The following is a 15,717-nucleotide window of genomic DNA, read 5'->3' as shown; positions in this document are numbered from 1 at the left end:
ACCACTGGTCCCGGAAGACAAAAATGAAACGGACAAAATCCATACGCCACGCATCGTTCCGCAAAAACTGGAGCGCGCGCCATCTGACACCAGTCGCTCTCGCGGTTGCCACTGTTTTTATGCTGGCTGGCTGTGAAAAGAGTGATGAAACAGTGTCTCTCTATCAAAATGCTGACGACTGTTCAGCTGCAAACCCAGGCAAAAGCGCCGAATGTACCACCGCGTACAACAATGCGCTGAAAGAAGCCGAACGTACTGCGCCGAAATACGCCACCCGTGAAGACTGTGTTGCTGAATTTGGTGAAGGTCAGTGCCAGCAGGCACCAGCCCAGGCTGGCATGGCACCAGAAAACCAGGCGCAGGCCCAGCAATCCAGCGGGAGTTTCTGGATGCCGCTGATGGCCGGTTACATGATGGGGCGTCTGATGGGCGGCGGCGCGGGATTTGCACAGCAGCCGCTGTTCTCCTCGAAAAACCCAGCCAGCCCGGCTTACGGTAAATATACCGACGCGACGGGTAAAAACTATGGCGCAGCCCAGCCAGGCCGCACCATGACCGTACCGAAGACAGCCATGGCACCAAAACCGGCGACCACCACTACCGTTACCCGTGGCGGTTTTGGTGAATCTGTTGCCAAACAAAGCACTATGCAGCGTAGCGCAACTGGCACCTCTTCTCGTTCAATGGGTGGCTGATACCGATGGAAAGAGTCAGTATTACCGAGCGCCCGGACTGGCGTGAGAAAGCCCACGAATACGGTTTCAATTTTCACACCATGTACGGCGAGCCGTACTGGTGTGAAGATGCTTACTACAAGTTGACCCTCGCCCAGGTTGAAAAGCTGGAAGAAGTCACCGCCGAACTGCACCAGATGTGCCTGAAAGTGGTGGAAAAAGTGATCGCCAGCGATGAGCTGATGACCAAATTCCGCATTCCAAAACACACCTGGAGTTTTGTGCGCCAGTCATGGCTGACGCACCAGCCATCGCTTTATTCGCGTCTTGATCTGGCGTGGGATGGCACTGGCGAACCTAAACTTCTGGAAAATAACGCCGATACGCCAACGTCACTATACGAGGCGGCGTTCTTTCAGTGGATCTGGCTGGAAGATCAGCTTAACGCCGGTAACTTGCCGGAGGGCAGCGACCAGTTTAACAGTCTGCAAGAAAAACTGATCGATCGCTTCGTTGAGCTGCGTGAACAGTATGGCTTCCAGTTGCTGCATCTCACCTGCTGTCGCGACACGGTGGAAGATCGCGGAACCATTCAGTATTTGCAGGACTGCGCAACGGAAGCTGAAATTGCTACTGAGTTCCTCTACATCGATGATATCGGGTTAGGTGAAAAAGGTCAGTTCACGGATTTACAGGATCAGGTAATTTCCAACCTGTTCAAGCTGTATCCGTGGGAATTTATGTTGCGTGAGATGTTTTCCACCAAGCTGGAGGATGCAGGCGTACGCTGGCTGGAACCGGCGTGGAAGAGCATTATCTCCAACAAGGCACTTCTACCGCTACTGTGGGAGATGTTCCCGAATCACCCGAACCTGCTGCCCGCTTATTTTGCGGAAGATGATCATCCGCAAATGGAAAAATATGTGGTTAAACCGATCTTCTCCCGTGAAGGCGCAAACGTGTCGATCATTGAAAACGGCAAAACCATTGAAGCAGCGGAAGGTCCGTATGGCGAAGAAGGGATGATTGTTCAGCAATTCCACCCGTTACCGAAATTCGGCGACAGCTATATGCTGATTGGTAGCTGGCTGGTGAACGATCAACCCGCCGGAATTGGCATTCGTGAAGACCGTGCATTGATCACCCAGGATATGTCTCGGTTTTATCCACATATTTTTGTTGAGTAATCAATGATGCCGGATGGCATTCGCCATCCGGTAATTGTTAACCTATCTGCACCGACAGCATACTCAGGCTGCCCATTTCTATACCATCGACCGGAATGGTAATTGGCTCCTGCCCATCCCACGCACCTAAGACATACAACAACGGCAGATAGTGCTCCGGCGTTGGGGTCGATAACGCGCCACCTTCATGGTCGAGGTAATTCACCAGAGGATGCTGCTCTACCGCCCCTTGCCACGTCAGATTCGCTTTCACATACTCATTAAACGACATCGCCCAAGGATATGGTGAACTATCACCGTGCCACTTCACTGTACGCAGGTTATGCACCACGTTGCCACTGGCGACCAACATTATTCCTTCATCTCGCAGCGCTGCCAGTTTGCGCCCCATTTCGAAATGCCAGGCGGCAGGTTTGCTACTGTCGATACTCAACTGCACCATCGGGATATCGGCGTCAGGATACATCTTAATCAGCACGCCCCAGGAACCGTGGTCAAAGCCCCAGGCTTCTTTATCCAGCGTCACCGGGACCGGCGCTAACAGCTCAACCAGATGCTGTGCCAGCACAGGCGAACCCGGAGCAGGATAATGCGTATCGTACAGCGCCTGCGGGAAGCCACCAAAGTCATGAATCGTGGGCGGCGTCTCCATCGCGGTCACTCCTGTTCCACGGGTAAACCAGTGAGCCGAAACCACCACAATCGCTTGCGGGCGTGGCAATGTCATCCCCAACTTCTGCCAGCTGCGGGTATACAAATTATCTTCCAGCACGTTCATCGGACTACCGTGACCTAAAAACAATGCTGGCATACGTGTTGAAGACATGATGATATCCTTAACTAAAGGTGTCATTTTGATATCCTCACAATACGCTTGTTCGGCGGAGTAAGAACCCGGATAACAATGATGATGATCATCAGTTATTTTGACGATCTGCCTGAAGGTGAAGATTTATAAGGAGTTGTCGATGTCAGTACCTCTCATTCTGACCATACTGGCGGGGGCAGCCACGTTTATTGGCGCGTTTCTCGGCGTTCTCGGGCAAAAACCCTCGAACCGCTTACTGGCGTTTTCGCTAGGATTTGCGGCGGGGATCATGTTGCTCATCTCATTAATGGAAATGCTTCCTGCCGCACTAGCAGCTGAAGGAATGTCGCCTGTGTTGGGTTATGGAATGTTTATCTTCGGTCTGCTTGGCTATTTTGGCCTGGACCGCATGTTGCCACATGCGCATCCGCAGGATTTAATGCAAAAATCGGTGCAGCCGTTGCCAAAATCGATCAAGCGCACAGCCATTCTGCTCACTCTCGGCATCAGTCTGCATAACTTCCCGGAAGGGATTGCCACCTTTGTCACGGCGAGCAGCAACCTGGAGCTGGGATTTGGCATCGCACTGGCCGTCGCTTTGCACAATATCCCTGAAGGTCTGGCAGTGGCAGGCCCGGTTTATGCGGCAACGGGGTCTAAACGCACCGCGATTCTGTGGGCGGGGATTTCTGGACTAGCAGAAATTCTTGGTGGTGTGCTGGCGTGGTTAATCCTCGGTAGCATGATTTCCCCGGTGGTCATGGCGGCAATCATGGCGGCGGTTGCAGGAATTATGGTGGCGCTCTCGGTTGATGAATTAATGCCGCTCGCCAAAGAGATTGACCCTAATAATAACCCCAGCTATGGCGTACTATGTGGAATGTCAGTGATGGGATTCAGTTTAGTGCTGCTACAAACGGCGGGAATTGGTTAAAAACAACATCAGAAGTTGTCCAGCACATGGACAACTTCTGCCAGCTTCACGAAAGCCTTATTCTACCTTTTCGGCTGTCTCTTCTCTCGTACTGTTTAAGTATTTGTTCCGCGCTTCAAGCAGTGCGTCTCTGTCCTGGCGAAACGCCCGACAATAACGTTTCAAATGCAGGAAATAACCCACCACAACCAGAGCAATCAATACAATCCAGTACCAGGCGATAAACATCCTTTTACCCTTAATATTTAACAATACTAAACATTTAGCGCATAAATTTCACATATCCTTTTTCGGATATATTCATATGGTCGCATAATAACGGAACAATTATATGATTTTGATCATAATGAAAAGAATGCCTGATATTAATGAAATTTTCTCATAGAAAGAGAAGCGGAATTAACATCTTGCATAGCGGGGCAAAATAAAAACCGAAGCCAGCTACAACTTCGGTTTCTTGATTAAGGCAGTAATTAAGCAGCGGTTTTCAGCTGGCTTTACGCTCATGTGCCTGACGGTATGCCACCAGGTCTTCAATAGTCACGAGCGCCATATTGTGTTTATTGGCAAACTCAATGCACTCTGGTGCACGCGCCATCGTGCCATCGTCATTAGTCAGCTCACACAGCACACCAGCCGGTTTAAAGCCTGCCAGCGTCATCAAATCAATAGTCGCTTCAGTATGACCGCCACGCGTCAGTACACCACCTGCCTGCGCGCGAAGTGGGAAAACGTGGCCCGGGCGATTCAGATCAGAAGGTTTTGCGCCATCGGCAATCGCTGCGCGAACGGTCGTAATACGATCAGCGGCAGAAACACCGGTAGTCACACCTTCAGCCGCTTCAATGGTCACGGTAAAACCGGTGCCATAGGCGCTGGTGTTATTTTCTACCATCATTGGCAGATCAAGTTGTTTACGGCGATCTTCAGTGATGCACAGGCAAACAATACCGCTACCGTGGCGAATGGTCAGCGCCATCTGCTCAACGGTCATGGTTTCTGCCGGGAAGATCATATCGCCTTCGTTTTCACGGTCTTCATCATCAAGCACCATTACACCGCGTCCTTCACGCAGCGCAGCCAGTGCATTTTCAACACGTTCGAAAGGCGTACCAAAAGAGGAAAGTAGCGTCTGATTCATGGTAAAAAAACCTCACTAAAATTATGGTTACCAGAATCAGGGCAGTCTTAGGAGTGGCGGCATATAGCCAAAATAACGTGAGCGGGTCCATGCCCGACAGAATCGTTACTCTCTCCCATCCGGACTCTAACCGTCGGCCCCGGAATTACACCGGATCTGCTGTCCTTTGAGTTCGCACCCAAAGCGCTCGCGGGCTTTCAACTGAGTTGATTTACCGCCGGTGGGGAATTTCGCCCCGCCCTGAGAATAAGCGGATTCACTATAACGCTAATGATTAGCGGCAGCAACGCATAGCTTCACATAATTCTGGTTTATGACTTACCCTTATCGCACTACAATGGTACTCAACACCTATCAGTACAGGGAAACTACAATGATTGACCCGAAAAAAATTGAGCAAATCGCTCGCCAGGTTCACGAATCAATGCCTAAAGGAATCAGGGAGTTCGGGGAAGATGTGGAGAAAAAAATCCGCCAAACCCTACAAGCTCAGCTGACGCGCCTCGACCTTGTAAGCCGTGAAGAGTTCGACGTCCAAACGCAAGTCCTGTTACGGACTCGTGAGAAACTGGCGCTGCTTGAACAAAGAATGAGCGAACTGGAAAATCGCAGTACTGAGATTAAAAAGCAGCCAGATCCAGAGACTCTCCCCCCAACGCTGTAAACATTTGTCTTTAATGCACTGTAAATTATGAATTAATCCTCTAATTTACAGTGCTTTCTATTACCTTATCGCTTAATTCCATTCAGAATATCATCACAAAAATGAATGAGTGCAATTGAAAATATAATTGTTATGTATTTTTTAAGTTTTACTTAATCCATATTTAGATAAACTAATTTCATAAAACCCGAAAAGTAAAATATAATATTTGAATGATTAGCAATCCTTAAATAACAGTTACTAATCATTCATTTTCTACTTATATTTATATAAAGGAATATTATGTCTGCTTTTAAAAAGTCACTTCTTGTTGCTGGCGTAGCAATGATTCTTTCCAATAACGTATTTGCTGACGAAGGTCACGGCATTGTTAAATTTAAAGGTGAAGTTATCTCTGCTCCATGTTCAATTAAACCAGGTGACGAAGACTTAACTGTAAATCTGGGTGAAGTAGCAGATACCGTTCTGAAAAGCGACCAGAAATCTTTGGCTGAGCCTTTCACTATTCACCTGCAAGACTGCATGTTGAGCCAGGGTGGAACCACTTATTCAAAAGCGAAGGTTACTTTCACCACAGCGAATACTATGACGGGTCAGACTGACCTGCTGAAAAACACCAAAGAAACTGAAATCGGTGGTGCCACAGGCGTTGGCGTACGTATTCTGGATAGCCAGAGCGGCGAAGTGACTTTAGGTACTCCGGTAGTAATTACATTCAACAATACTAACAGCTATCAGGAACTGAACTTCAAAGCTCGTATGGAATCCCCAAGCAAAGATGCTACCCCGGGCAACGTTTACGCTCAGGCTGACTATAAGATTGCTTACGAGTAATCACATTAGGCCGGGTTCGCCCGGCCACATCATTAACGGATTAATGATAAGTGGAACAGATGTATAAAAAATTAAAATTAACCACAATAAGCGAATTGATTAAAAATATTTATTGTTCATTATCCGTTCTCATCATTGGTTGTGCGTCAGCTTATGCCGTTGAATTCAACAAAGATTTAATTGAAGCCGAAGATCGTGAAAACGTTAACCTTTCCCAATTTGAAACTGATGGCCAATTACCCGTAGGTAAATACTCATTAAACGCTCTTATTAATAATAAAAGGACGCCAATCCATCTGGACCTGCAATGGGTATTAATTGATAACCAAACTGCAGTTTGTCTGACTCCAGAGCAATTAACATTATTAGGCTTTACTGATGAGATTATTGAAGTGGCTCAGCAAAACCTGATCGATGGTTGTTACCCTATCGAAAAAGAAAAACAAATTACAACTTATCTCGATAAAGGGAAAATGCAATTATCCATATCTGCACCTCAGGCATGGTTAAAATACAAAGATGCAAACTGGACGCCTCCTGAACTTTGGGATCATGGTATTGCTGGGGCATTTCTTGACTACAATTTATATGCCTCTCATTATGCACCACATCAGGGCGATAATTCACAAAATATAAGTTCCTATGGGCAGGCTGGGGTTAATCTTGGGGCCTGGCGCCTGCGTACTGATTACCAGTACGATCAGTCATTTAACAATGGCAAAAGCCAGGCGAACAACCTGGATTTTCCGCGTATTTATTTGTTTCGCCCAATCCCAGCAATTAATGCAAAACTAACTATAGGTCAATACGATACTGAATCCTCTATTTTCGACTCTTTCCATTTTTCTGGCGTTTCGTTGAAAAGCGATGAGAATATGTTGCCGCCTGATCTACGTGGTTACGCACCGCAAATCACGGGTGTTGCACAAACGAATGCAAAGGTCACTGTCTCACAGAACAACCGTATTATTTATCAAGAAAATGTTCCTCCTGGCCCATTTGCTATTACTAATTTATTCAATACATTACAGGGGCAACTGGACGTCAAGGTTGAAGAAGAGGACGGGCAAGTCACGCAATGGCAAGTTGCATCTAATAGTATTCCTTATCTGACGCGTAAAGGGCAGATTCGCTACACCACTGCTATGGGTAAACCGACCAGCGTTGGTGGTGATTCCTTACAACAACCCTTCTTCTGGACTGGTGAATTCTCATGGGGTTGGCTGAACAATGTATCCCTGTATGGTGGTTCAGTTTTAACAAACCGTGATTATCAATCTCTGGCTGCCGGCGTTGGCTTTAACCTTAACTCATTGGGTTCATTATCTTTTGATGTCACACGATCTGATGCTCAGTTGCATAATCAGGATAAAGAAACGGGTTATAGCTACCGCGCTAACTATTCAAAACGTTTTGAATCTACCGGTAGCCAGCTCACTTTCGCTGGTTACCGTTTCTCTGATAAAAACTTTGTGACAATGAATGAATATATCAATGACACTAACCATTACACGAATTATCAGAATGAAAAAGAGAGTTATATTGTCACGTTTAACCAGTATCTTGAATCATTAAGGTTAAATACATACGTAAGTTTGGCTCGTAATACTTACTGGGACGCCAGCAGTAATGTGAATTATTCATTATCACTTAGCCGCGATTTTGATATCGGGCCATTAAAAAACGTCTCCACTTCTCTAACATTTAGCCGAATAAACTGGGAAGAAGACAACCAGGATCAACTGTACCTAAATATTTCGATTCCCTGGGGAACCAGTAGAACATTGAGCTATGGTATGCAACGAAATCAGGATAACAAGATTTCGCATACTGCTTCGTGGTATGACTCTTCCGATCGAAATAATTCCTGGAGCGTTTCTGCTTCAGGCGACAATGATGAATTCAAAGATATGAAAGCGTCACTACGCGCCAGTTATCAGCATAATACCGAGAACGGTCGTCTCTATCTCTCCGGGACATCACAGCGAGACAGTTATTATTCTCTGAATGCCAGTTGGAATGGTTCATTCACGGCGACTCGTCACGGAGCCGCTTTCCATGACTATAGTGGTAGTGCTGACTCGCGTTTTATGATCGACGCAGATGGTGCAGAAGATATTCCGTTGAACAATAAACGCGCGGTAACTAATCGGTATGGCATCGGAGTTATTCCATCAGTCAGCAGTTACATAACAACATCATTAAGCGTTGATACCCGAAATCTTCCAGAAAATGTGGATATCGAAAACTCGGTTATCACCACCACCTTAACCGAAGGTGCTATTGGCTACGCCAAACTTGATACCCGCAAGGGCTATCAAATCATGGGGGTTATTCGCCTGGCAGATGGTAGTCACCCACCACTGGGGATTAGCGTAAAAGATAAAACCAGCCATAAAGAATTAGGACTGGTTGCTGATGGCGGCTTTGTATACCTCAACGGCATTCAGGATGACAGCAAACTTACTTTACGCTGGGGTGATAAATCCTGTTTTATTCAACCACCCAATAGCAGCAACTTAACCACCGGAACGGTTATTTTACCGTGTATTAGCCAAAATTAATTCAGGATGAAACTAATGCGCTACTTAAACACAAAGAATCTCATTGCAGCAGGAGTATTACTCGCCTGCATGAGCAGCATTGCCTGGGGTGCCATCATCCCGGACCGTACCCGTATCATAATGAATGAGTCAGATAAAGGGGAAGCATTAAAACTTACTAATCAAAGCAAAAATCTACCCTATCTGGCGCAAACATGGATAGAAGATACGAAAGGCAATAAATCACGTGACTTTATTGTCACGGTTCCCCCTATGGTACGTTTAAATCCCAGTGAGCAAATTCAAATAAGAATGATAAGTCAGGAAAAAATTGCTCAACTGCCTAATGACAGAGAAACGCTCTTCTATTTTAACGTGCGAGAAATACCGCCAAAAACAGATAAAAAAAATGTGATGCAAGTCACTATGCAGCACGCATTGAAACTATTCTGGCGACCAAAAGCTATTGAATTAGAAGATGATGGGGTAATGTCTTACGAAAAAGTTGAAATCATCCGTAGAAATGATGGTTCGATCCGCTTTAACAATAAGATGCCTTATCACGTTACGCTGGGTTATATCGGAACAAACGGAATCACAATGTTGCCACAAACGCAAAGTTTAATGGTAACCCCTTATAGCCATGCAGATACGCAGTTTAAAAATGTTCCGTCAGCTTTTCAGGTTGGTTATATCAATGATTTTGGTGGATTAAGTTTTTATGAAATAAACTGCCCGACGGTTAATAACTCTTGTAATGTTTCCGTAGCCAAACGAGATAAATAATATGCGCTACTTATTAATTGTAATTATATTTATTATAGGTTTTAGTGCATTACCTGTATGGGCAATGGACTGCTATGCTGAACATGAAGGGGGAAATACCGTAGTCATTGGTTACGTACCAAGAATTTCTATCCCCAGTAATGGTAAAAAAGGTGATAAGATCTGGCAAAGCAGTGAGTATTTTATGAATGTCTTCTGTAATAATGCATTACCTGCCCCATCACCTGGAGAAGAATACCCATCAGCCTGGACTAATATAATGATGTTTTTACCAGGCGGTCAGGACTTTTATAATCAGAACTCCTATATTTTTGGCGTAACATACAATGGAGTTGATTATGATTCGACTGCCCCTAATGCTATCGCAGCACCAGAATGCATTGATATAAAAGGAGCGGGTACCTTTAATAATCACTATAAAAACCCCGCTGTCTGTAGTGGAGGTCCTGAGCCTCAATTATCAGTAACCTTTCCAGCTCGCGTACAACTCTATATTAAATTAGCAAAAAATGCCAATAGAGTTAATAAAAACCTGGTGTTACCTGATGAATATATCGCTCTAGAGTTTAAAGGTATGAGTGGCGCAGGAGCTATAGAAGTAGACAAAAATTTGACCTTCAGGATTCGTGGATTAAATAATATTCATGTCCTTGACTGCTTTGTTAATGTCGCACTGGAACCAGCTGATGGCGTTGTTGACTTTGGTAAAATAAATTCCCGAACAATTAAAAATACCAGCGTTAGTGAGACGTTTAGTGTAGTCATGACAAAAGATCCTGGTGCGGCCTGTACTGAGCAATTCAATATTTTAGGGAGCTTTTTCACTACGGATATTTTGAGTGATTATAGCCATCTGGATATGGGTAATGGACTGCTATTGAAGATATTTCATAAAGATGGAACAGCAACGGAATTTAACCGCTTCTCACAATTTGCTTCTTTTTCATCGTCTAGTGCACCTTCGGTCACCGCACCATTCAGGGCAGAACTTAGTGCGAATCCGGCAGAGACTGTTGTTGAGGGACCGTTTAGTAAAGACGTCATCCTCAAAATCACCTATAACTAGCATCTAATACAAACACTAAAACGGGCCATCAGGCCCGTTATATCAGTGCTCTAACTCCAGCTCTCTTGCCTGCATCATCTGTTGACAATACCAGGCATAACGTGCGCAAAACCAGGTTCTATGTTCTTCATCCATGTTACCAGTAACGGCAAGAATATCGACCGGGCGACCTTCTGCGTGCATTCTGGCAAAACTACGCGCCAGGAAATCGAAATTATTTAAAGAATTAAGACTATGATCCATAAGCACATCCTCCGGTTATCGCATACCTTTTAAGGCCATATGCTTTTTCTGATTTCAGTATTCCCCAATCAGTGTAGTGCCTTTAAACATAACGTGCGTAAATATATTGTCCCCGATCACACTTTTTAGTGAAAAATAAAAAACCATATTAAAAAACTTTCTCTTCCAGAACTTCTCTAACATGTGTTATTATTAACAAAGATAAATGTAAGCAAGGAAACTATCCCAAAGTAAATATTGCGTCACTAAATGGACATTGGAGTGACATATGATTTTATTCGCCGACTATAATACCCCTTATCTTTTCGCTATTTCCTTTGTACTGTTGATCGGCCTTTTAGAAATTTTAGCGCTTATCTGCGGTCACATGCTCTCCGGTGCTCTTGATGCACGTCTTGACCATTATGATTCCATAACCACAGGTCATATTAGCCAGGCACTTCATTATCTCAATATCGGAAGATTGCCAGCTCTCGTCGTTCTCTGCTTGCTGGCTGGTTTTTTTGGTCTTATTGGCATCCTGTTGCAGCATGCCTGCATCATGGTCTGGCAATCACCACTGTCGAACCTGTTCGTGGTTCCTGTCAGTTTACTGTTTACGATTATTGCGGTGCATTATACCGGTAAAATAGTTGCGCCCTGGATTCCACGCGACCATAGTTCAGCTATTACAGAAGAAGAATATATTGGTAGCATGGCATTAATTACCGGTCATCAAGCCACTTCAGGTAATCCCTGCGAAGGAAAACTCACCGATCAATTTGGCCAAATACATTATTTACTACTGGAGCCTGAAGAAGGAAAATTTTTCACTAAAGGAGACAAAGTGTTAATTATTTGCCGACTTTCTGCAACGCGATATTTGGCGGAAAACAATCCCTGGCCACAAATATTGTAATTTATTAATCAAAAGGAAATTTAATAATGGATGATATTGTTAATTCTGTGCCCTCCTGGATGTTTACCGCGATTATTGCCGTATGCATTCTGTTTATTATTGGAATTATTTTCGCCAGGCTCTATCGTCGCGCTTCGGCAGAGCAAGCTTTTGTTCGTACTGGTTTAGGTGGGCAAAAAGTGGTGATGAGCGGTGGCGCAATCGTGATGCCGATCTTTCATGAAATAATCCCCATCAATATGAATACTCTGAAGCTGGAAGTCAGCCGCTCAACCATTGATAGCCTGATTACGAAAGATCGTATGCGTGTCGATGTAGTAGTCGCTTTCTTTGTACGGGTAAAACCGTCTGTAGAAGGCATCGCCACTGCGGCGCAGACGTTGGGGCAACGCACGCTATCACCAGAAGACTTACGTATGTTGGTTGAAGATAAATTTGTCGATGCCCTCCGTGCAACAGCTGCACAAATGACCATGCATGAGTTACAGGATACCCGCGAGAACTTCGTGCAGGGAGTACAAAATACTGTCGCAGAAGACCTGTCGAAAAACGGTCTTGAGCTGGAAAGCGTTTCACTTACCAACTTTAACCAGACCTCGAAAGAACATTTCAATCCGAACAATGCCTTTGACGCCGAAGGTTTAACCAAACTGACTCAGGAGACGGAGCGCCGTCGTCGCGAACGTAACGAAGTTGAACAGGATGTAGAAGTTGCGGTGCGTGAGAAAAACCGTGATGCACTTTCGCGCAAGTTGGAGATTGAACAACAAGAAGCGTTTATGACGCTTGAGCAGGAGCAGCAGGTTAAAACCCGTACTGCCGAACAGAATGCACGTATTGCGGCTTTTGAAGCTGAACGTCGTCGTGAAGCAGAGCAGACGCGAATTCTGGCTGAACGACAAATTCAGGAAACGGAGATCGAGCGCGAGCAGGCCGTCCGCTCAAGAAAGGTTGAGGCTGAACGTGAAGTTCGTATTAAAGAGATCGAACAACAGCAGGTCACCGAAATCGCCAACCAGACGAAATCGATCGCTATTGCCGCCAAATCGGAACAACAGTCCCAGGCAGAAGCGCGTGCTAACCTTGCACTCGCAGAAGCAGTAAGTGCGCAACAAAACGTAGAAACCACTCGCCAGACCGCAGAAGCCGATCGTGCTAAACAAGTTGCCCTAATCGCTGCCGCGCAGGATGCAGAAACCAAAGCGGTTGAACTGACCGTGCGGGCGAAAGCAGAAAAAGAAGCCGCAGAGATGCAGGCGGCGGCTATCGTTGAGTTAGCCGAAGCTACACGTAAAAAGGGTCTGGCGGAAGCAGAAGCACAACGTGCGCTGAACGATGCTATCAACGTACTTTCTGATGAACAAACCAGCCTTAAATTCAAACTGGCCTTGTTGCAGGCGCTACCTGCGGTAATAGAAAAATCCGTTGAGCCGATGAAATCTATTGACGGTATCAAGATTATTCAGGTCGATGGTCTGAATCGTGGCAGCGCTGCGGGTGATGCAAACACGGGTAATGTGGGGGGCGGAAACCTGGCGGAACAAGCATTATCAGCCGCTCTCTCTTACCGCACACAGGCACCGCTGATTGACTCCTTGCTCAATGAAATTGGCGTTTCAGGCGGCTCACTGGCGGCATTGACTTCACCCTTAACCTCAACAACTCCCGTCGCCGAAAACGTAGAATAAATTTTCAGCTATGAACGTCCCTGGCACAAAAAGCCGGGGATTTTTTATATCTGCGTTCCGCTAAAAACTGCAAATGATCAGGTCGTTGCAACGTTTTGCGTGACCGCTCGGGGAAGGCAAAACTGCCTCTGGGAAAGCGTTGCGCGAGGTCCGGCGCTCATCAACAATCGGGGAGTCAGCAAAGGGCTGAAACGGGAAAGCCCCTCCCGAGGAAGGGGCCTTACAGAAGGAAAGGGTTATGATGAAGCTCGTCATCATACTGATTGTGTTGTTACTCGTAAGTTTCGCAGCTTATTAACAGCCAATCAGAGGGGGGAGAAATCCTCCCTCACCCTTGTTCCTTTACTTTAGGTTGAAAAAAAATCAGCGTCAAGAAGGTTTCATTAACACATATCCCTGGCCCAAAAAGCCGGGGATTTTTTATATCTGCGTTCCGCTAAAAGGTGCAAATGCTCAGGACGTTGCAGCGTTTTGCGTGACCGCTCGGGGAAGGCAAAACTGCTTCAGGGAAAGCGTTGCGCGGGGTCCGGCGCTCATCAACAATCGGGGAGTCAGCAAGGGGCTGAAACGGGAAAGCCCCTCCCGAGGAAGGGGCCTTATAGAAGGAAAGGGTTATGATGAAGTTCGTCATCATACTGGTTGTGTTGTTACTGTTAAGTTTCCCGACTTACTAACAACTGATCAGAGGGGGGAGAAATCCTCCCTTACCCTTGTTCCTTTACTTTAGGTTGAAAAAACAACAGCGTCAATAGGCCTGCCTGCTACGAAGCGAGATCTGTGAACCGCTTTCCGGTTAGCCTTTTTTATCCTGTTGGATCTTCTTGATGATGTTAGTGGTCGAGCAACCGTCTTCGAAGTTGAGCACCAGCACTTCGCCGCCGTTGGCCCAGACTTCTTTACTCCCGGCAATTTCTTCTGGTTTATAGTCGCCGCCTTTCACCAGCAGATCTGGCAGGATCCCGGCGATCAGACGCTGCGGCGTGTCTTCTTCAAACGACACTACCCAGTCGACCGCTTCCAGTGCGCCCAGCACAATCATACGCTGCTCGAGTGGGTTTACCGGGCGGGAATCCCCTTTCAGCCGTTTGGTGGAGGCATCGCTGTTCACAGCGACAATCAGACGGTCACCCAGTTTGCGAGCATTTGCCAGATAGGAGACGTGCCCGGCGTGCAGGATGTCAAAGACACCGTTGGTCATTACCACCTTTTCGCCGCGTTTACGCGCTGCCGCTACAGCAAGCTTCAGTTCCTCTTCGGTCATCACACCAAAGCCGGTATCTGCGCGCCCACGCACTGCATTTTCCAGCTCGATCGGCGAAACCGTGGAGGTTCCCAGTTTGCCGACCACCACGCCAGCCGCCGCATTGGCAAAGAAGCAGGCTTCTTCCAGCGAATTACCCGCTGCCAGCGTTGCCGCCAGGACGCCAATCACCGTGTCGCCCGCACCGGTAACGTCATACACTTCCTGCGCCTGGGTTGGCATATGCAGCGGCGCTTTACCCGGTTGCAGCAGCGACATACCCTGTTCGGAACGGGTCACTAACAGAGCCGAGAGTTCGTAATCGGCAATCAGTTTCATGCCGCGCTCAACAATCTCTTCTTCGGTCTTACATTTACCGACAACAGCTTCAAATTCCGAGAGATTCGGCGTTAACAGCGTAGCGCCGCGGTAGCGCTCAAAATCGGTACCTTTTGGATCAATCAGCACCGGAACGCCCGCTTTACGCGCCAGTTGGATCATCTGCTGTACGCTTGCCAGCGCACCTTTGGCGTAGTCAGAAAGCACCAGCGCGCCAATCGAACTCAGCGCCTGATTAATCCGCTCGTGCAGCGGCTGCGGATCAACACCTTCGAAACCTTCTTCAAAATCCAGGCGGATCAGCTGTTGGTTGCGGGAAAGTACCCGTAATTTGGTGATAGTCGGATGCGTCGGTACAGAAACGAAGTCGCATTTGACGTTGACGTCGGCCAGAGATTTACTCAGCGCACGCGCCGCATCGTCAATGCCCGTCAGCCCGACCAGGCGAGCATTGGCACCGAGAGAAGCGATGTTCATTGCCACGTTAGCCGCGCCGCCCGGACGTTCTTCGATGGTATTGACTTTAACCACGGGCACCGGCGCTTCCGGCGAGATACGGCTGGTGGGACCGTACCAGTAACGATCCAGCATCACATCACCAACCACCATCACTCCTGCACGTTCAAACTCTGGCAGCGTTACTTTCATTCCTGTCTCCTGAGAGATTCAAAA

17 protein-coding genes and 1 riboswitch are annotated in these 15,717 nt (G+C 46.8%); of the genes, 12 read left to right on the top strand and 5 right to left on the bottom strand.

Translation table 11 applies throughout. The annotated features are described in order from the left end of the window. Positions 1–23: 23 nt before the first annotated feature. The gene (locus HGD79_RS19355) at positions 24–695 is read left to right on the top strand and encodes a DUF1190 family protein (protein ID WP_000831543.1); all 672 of its coding nucleotides are present in this window, start codon (positions 24–26) and stop codon (positions 693–695) included. 5 nt (positions 696–700) lie between these two features. Then, complete coding sequence (locus HGD79_RS19350; RefSeq protein ID WP_000442860.1) at positions 701–1,861, top strand: glutathionylspermidine synthase family protein; 1,161 nt, start codon at positions 701–703, stop codon at positions 1,859–1,861. A gap of 37 nt (positions 1,862–1,898) precedes the next feature. Here HGD79_RS19350 and ygiD read toward each other — a convergent pair whose 3' ends face one another. Next, positions 1,899–2,687: a 4,5-DOPA dioxygenase extradiol gene (gene ygiD / locus HGD79_RS19345; RefSeq protein ID WP_096147520.1), complete on the bottom strand. Its 789-nt coding sequence runs from the start codon at positions 2,685–2,687 to the stop codon at positions 1,899–1,901. A gap of 142 nt (positions 2,688–2,829) precedes the next feature. Between ygiD and zupT the strand changes: the two genes are divergently transcribed. After that, on the top strand, positions 2,830–3,603 hold the full coding sequence (gene zupT, locus HGD79_RS19340) for a zinc transporter ZupT (RefSeq protein WP_001295627.1): 774 nt from the start codon (positions 2,830–2,832) through the stop codon (positions 3,601–3,603). A gap of 57 nt (positions 3,604–3,660) precedes the next feature. Here the strand turns inward: zupT and yqiD are convergent, their stop codons facing one another. Together yqiD and ribB are read right to left on the bottom strand one after the other, a co-directional pair. After that, complete coding sequence (gene yqiD / locus HGD79_RS19335; RefSeq protein ID WP_000469266.1) at positions 3,661–3,831, bottom strand: protein YqiD; 171 nt, start codon at positions 3,829–3,831, stop codon at positions 3,661–3,663. A gap of 259 nt (positions 3,832–4,090) precedes the next feature. Continuing rightward, positions 4,091–4,744, bottom strand: coding sequence for a 3,4-dihydroxy-2-butanone-4-phosphate synthase (gene ribB / locus HGD79_RS19330; RefSeq protein WP_001076997.1), 654 nt, complete (start codon positions 4,742–4,744; stop codon positions 4,091–4,093). Between the two features lie 103 nt (positions 4,745–4,847). After that, positions 4,848–4,996, bottom strand: a riboswitch (FMN riboswitch). A 121-nt stretch (positions 4,997–5,117) separates the two neighbouring features. Here ribB and ubiK point away from each other — a divergent pair. The 5 genes from ubiK (at position 5,118) to HGD79_RS19305 (ending at position 10,637) form a co-directional block, all read left to right on the top strand. Continuing rightward, complete coding sequence (gene ubiK / locus HGD79_RS19325; RefSeq protein ID WP_001297598.1) at positions 5,118–5,408, top strand: ubiquinone biosynthesis accessory factor UbiK; 291 nt, start codon at positions 5,118–5,120, stop codon at positions 5,406–5,408. A 282-nt stretch (positions 5,409–5,690) separates the two neighbouring features. Then, positions 5,691–6,242 (top strand): fimbrial-like protein, encoded by a 552-nt coding sequence (locus HGD79_RS19320; RefSeq protein ID WP_001272149.1) that lies wholly within the window; start codon positions 5,691–5,693, stop codon positions 6,240–6,242. 59 nt (positions 6,243–6,301) lie between these two features. Further along, a complete protein-coding gene (locus HGD79_RS19315) occupies positions 6,302–8,806 on the top strand; it encodes a fimbria/pilus outer membrane usher protein (protein WP_000277135.1) in 2,505 nt (834 codons plus the stop codon). Between the two features lie 15 nt (positions 8,807–8,821). Beyond that, positions 8,822–9,571, top strand: a complete 750-nt coding sequence (locus HGD79_RS19310; RefSeq protein ID WP_001269825.1) for a molecular chaperone — start codon at positions 8,822–8,824, stop codon at positions 9,569–9,571. 1 nt (position 9,572) lies between these two features. Next, positions 9,573–10,637 carry a fimbrial protein gene (locus tag HGD79_RS19305; protein WP_001269793.1) on the top strand — a complete coding sequence of 355 codons (1,065 nt, stop codon included), beginning with the start codon at positions 9,573–9,575 and terminating at the stop codon, positions 10,635–10,637. Between the two features lie 42 nt (positions 10,638–10,679). On the opposite strand, the gene glgS is transcribed toward HGD79_RS19305, so the two are convergent. Next, entirely contained in the window at positions 10,680–10,880 is a 201-nt protein-coding gene (glgS, locus tag HGD79_RS19300; protein ID WP_000350095.1) for a cell surface composition regulator GlgS, read from the bottom strand. 268 nt (positions 10,881–11,148) lie between these two features. Between glgS and HGD79_RS19295 the strand changes: the two genes are divergently transcribed. The 4 genes from HGD79_RS19295 to ibsE all read left to right on the top strand — a co-directional run bounded on the left by HGD79_RS19295 (position 11,149) and on the right by ibsE (position 14,140). Further along, a complete protein-coding gene (locus HGD79_RS19295; RefSeq protein WP_139496488.1) occupies positions 11,149–11,778 on the top strand; it encodes an OB-fold-containig protein in 630 nt (209 codons plus the stop codon). Positions 11,779–11,804: 26 nt separating this feature from the next. Beyond that, positions 11,805–13,466: a flotillin family protein gene (locus HGD79_RS19290; RefSeq protein ID WP_000341046.1), complete on the top strand. Its 1,662-nt coding sequence runs from the start codon at positions 11,805–11,807 to the stop codon at positions 13,464–13,466. 238 nt (positions 13,467–13,704) lie between these two features. Beyond that, positions 13,705–13,764: a type I toxin-antitoxin system Ibs family toxin gene (locus HGD79_RS19285; RefSeq protein WP_001387081.1), complete on the top strand. Its 60-nt coding sequence runs from the start codon at positions 13,705–13,707 to the stop codon at positions 13,762–13,764. A 316-nt stretch (positions 13,765–14,080) separates the two neighbouring features. After that, positions 14,081–14,140 (top strand): type I toxin-antitoxin system Ibs family toxin, encoded by a 60-nt coding sequence (gene ibsE, locus HGD79_RS19280; protein ID WP_001387082.1) that lies wholly within the window; start codon positions 14,081–14,083, stop codon positions 14,138–14,140. 119 nt (positions 14,141–14,259) lie between these two features. Here ibsE and hldE read toward each other — a convergent pair whose 3' ends face one another. Further along, positions 14,260–15,693 (bottom strand): bifunctional D-glycero-beta-D-manno-heptose-7-phosphate kinase/D-glycero-beta-D-manno-heptose 1-phosphate adenylyltransferase HldE, encoded by a 1,434-nt coding sequence (gene hldE, locus HGD79_RS19275; RefSeq protein ID WP_000869178.1) that lies wholly within the window; start codon positions 15,691–15,693, stop codon positions 14,260–14,262. Positions 15,694–15,717: the final 24 nt, after the last annotated feature.

The organism is Escherichia sp. SCLE84, assembly GCF_012584495.1.
In the GTDB taxonomy this organism is placed as follows: domain Bacteria; phylum Pseudomonadota; class Gammaproteobacteria; order Enterobacterales; family Enterobacteriaceae; genus ECMA0423.
Note: the sequence above shows the minus strand (reverse complement) of the source record. Positions and strands in the feature narration are given on the sequence as shown.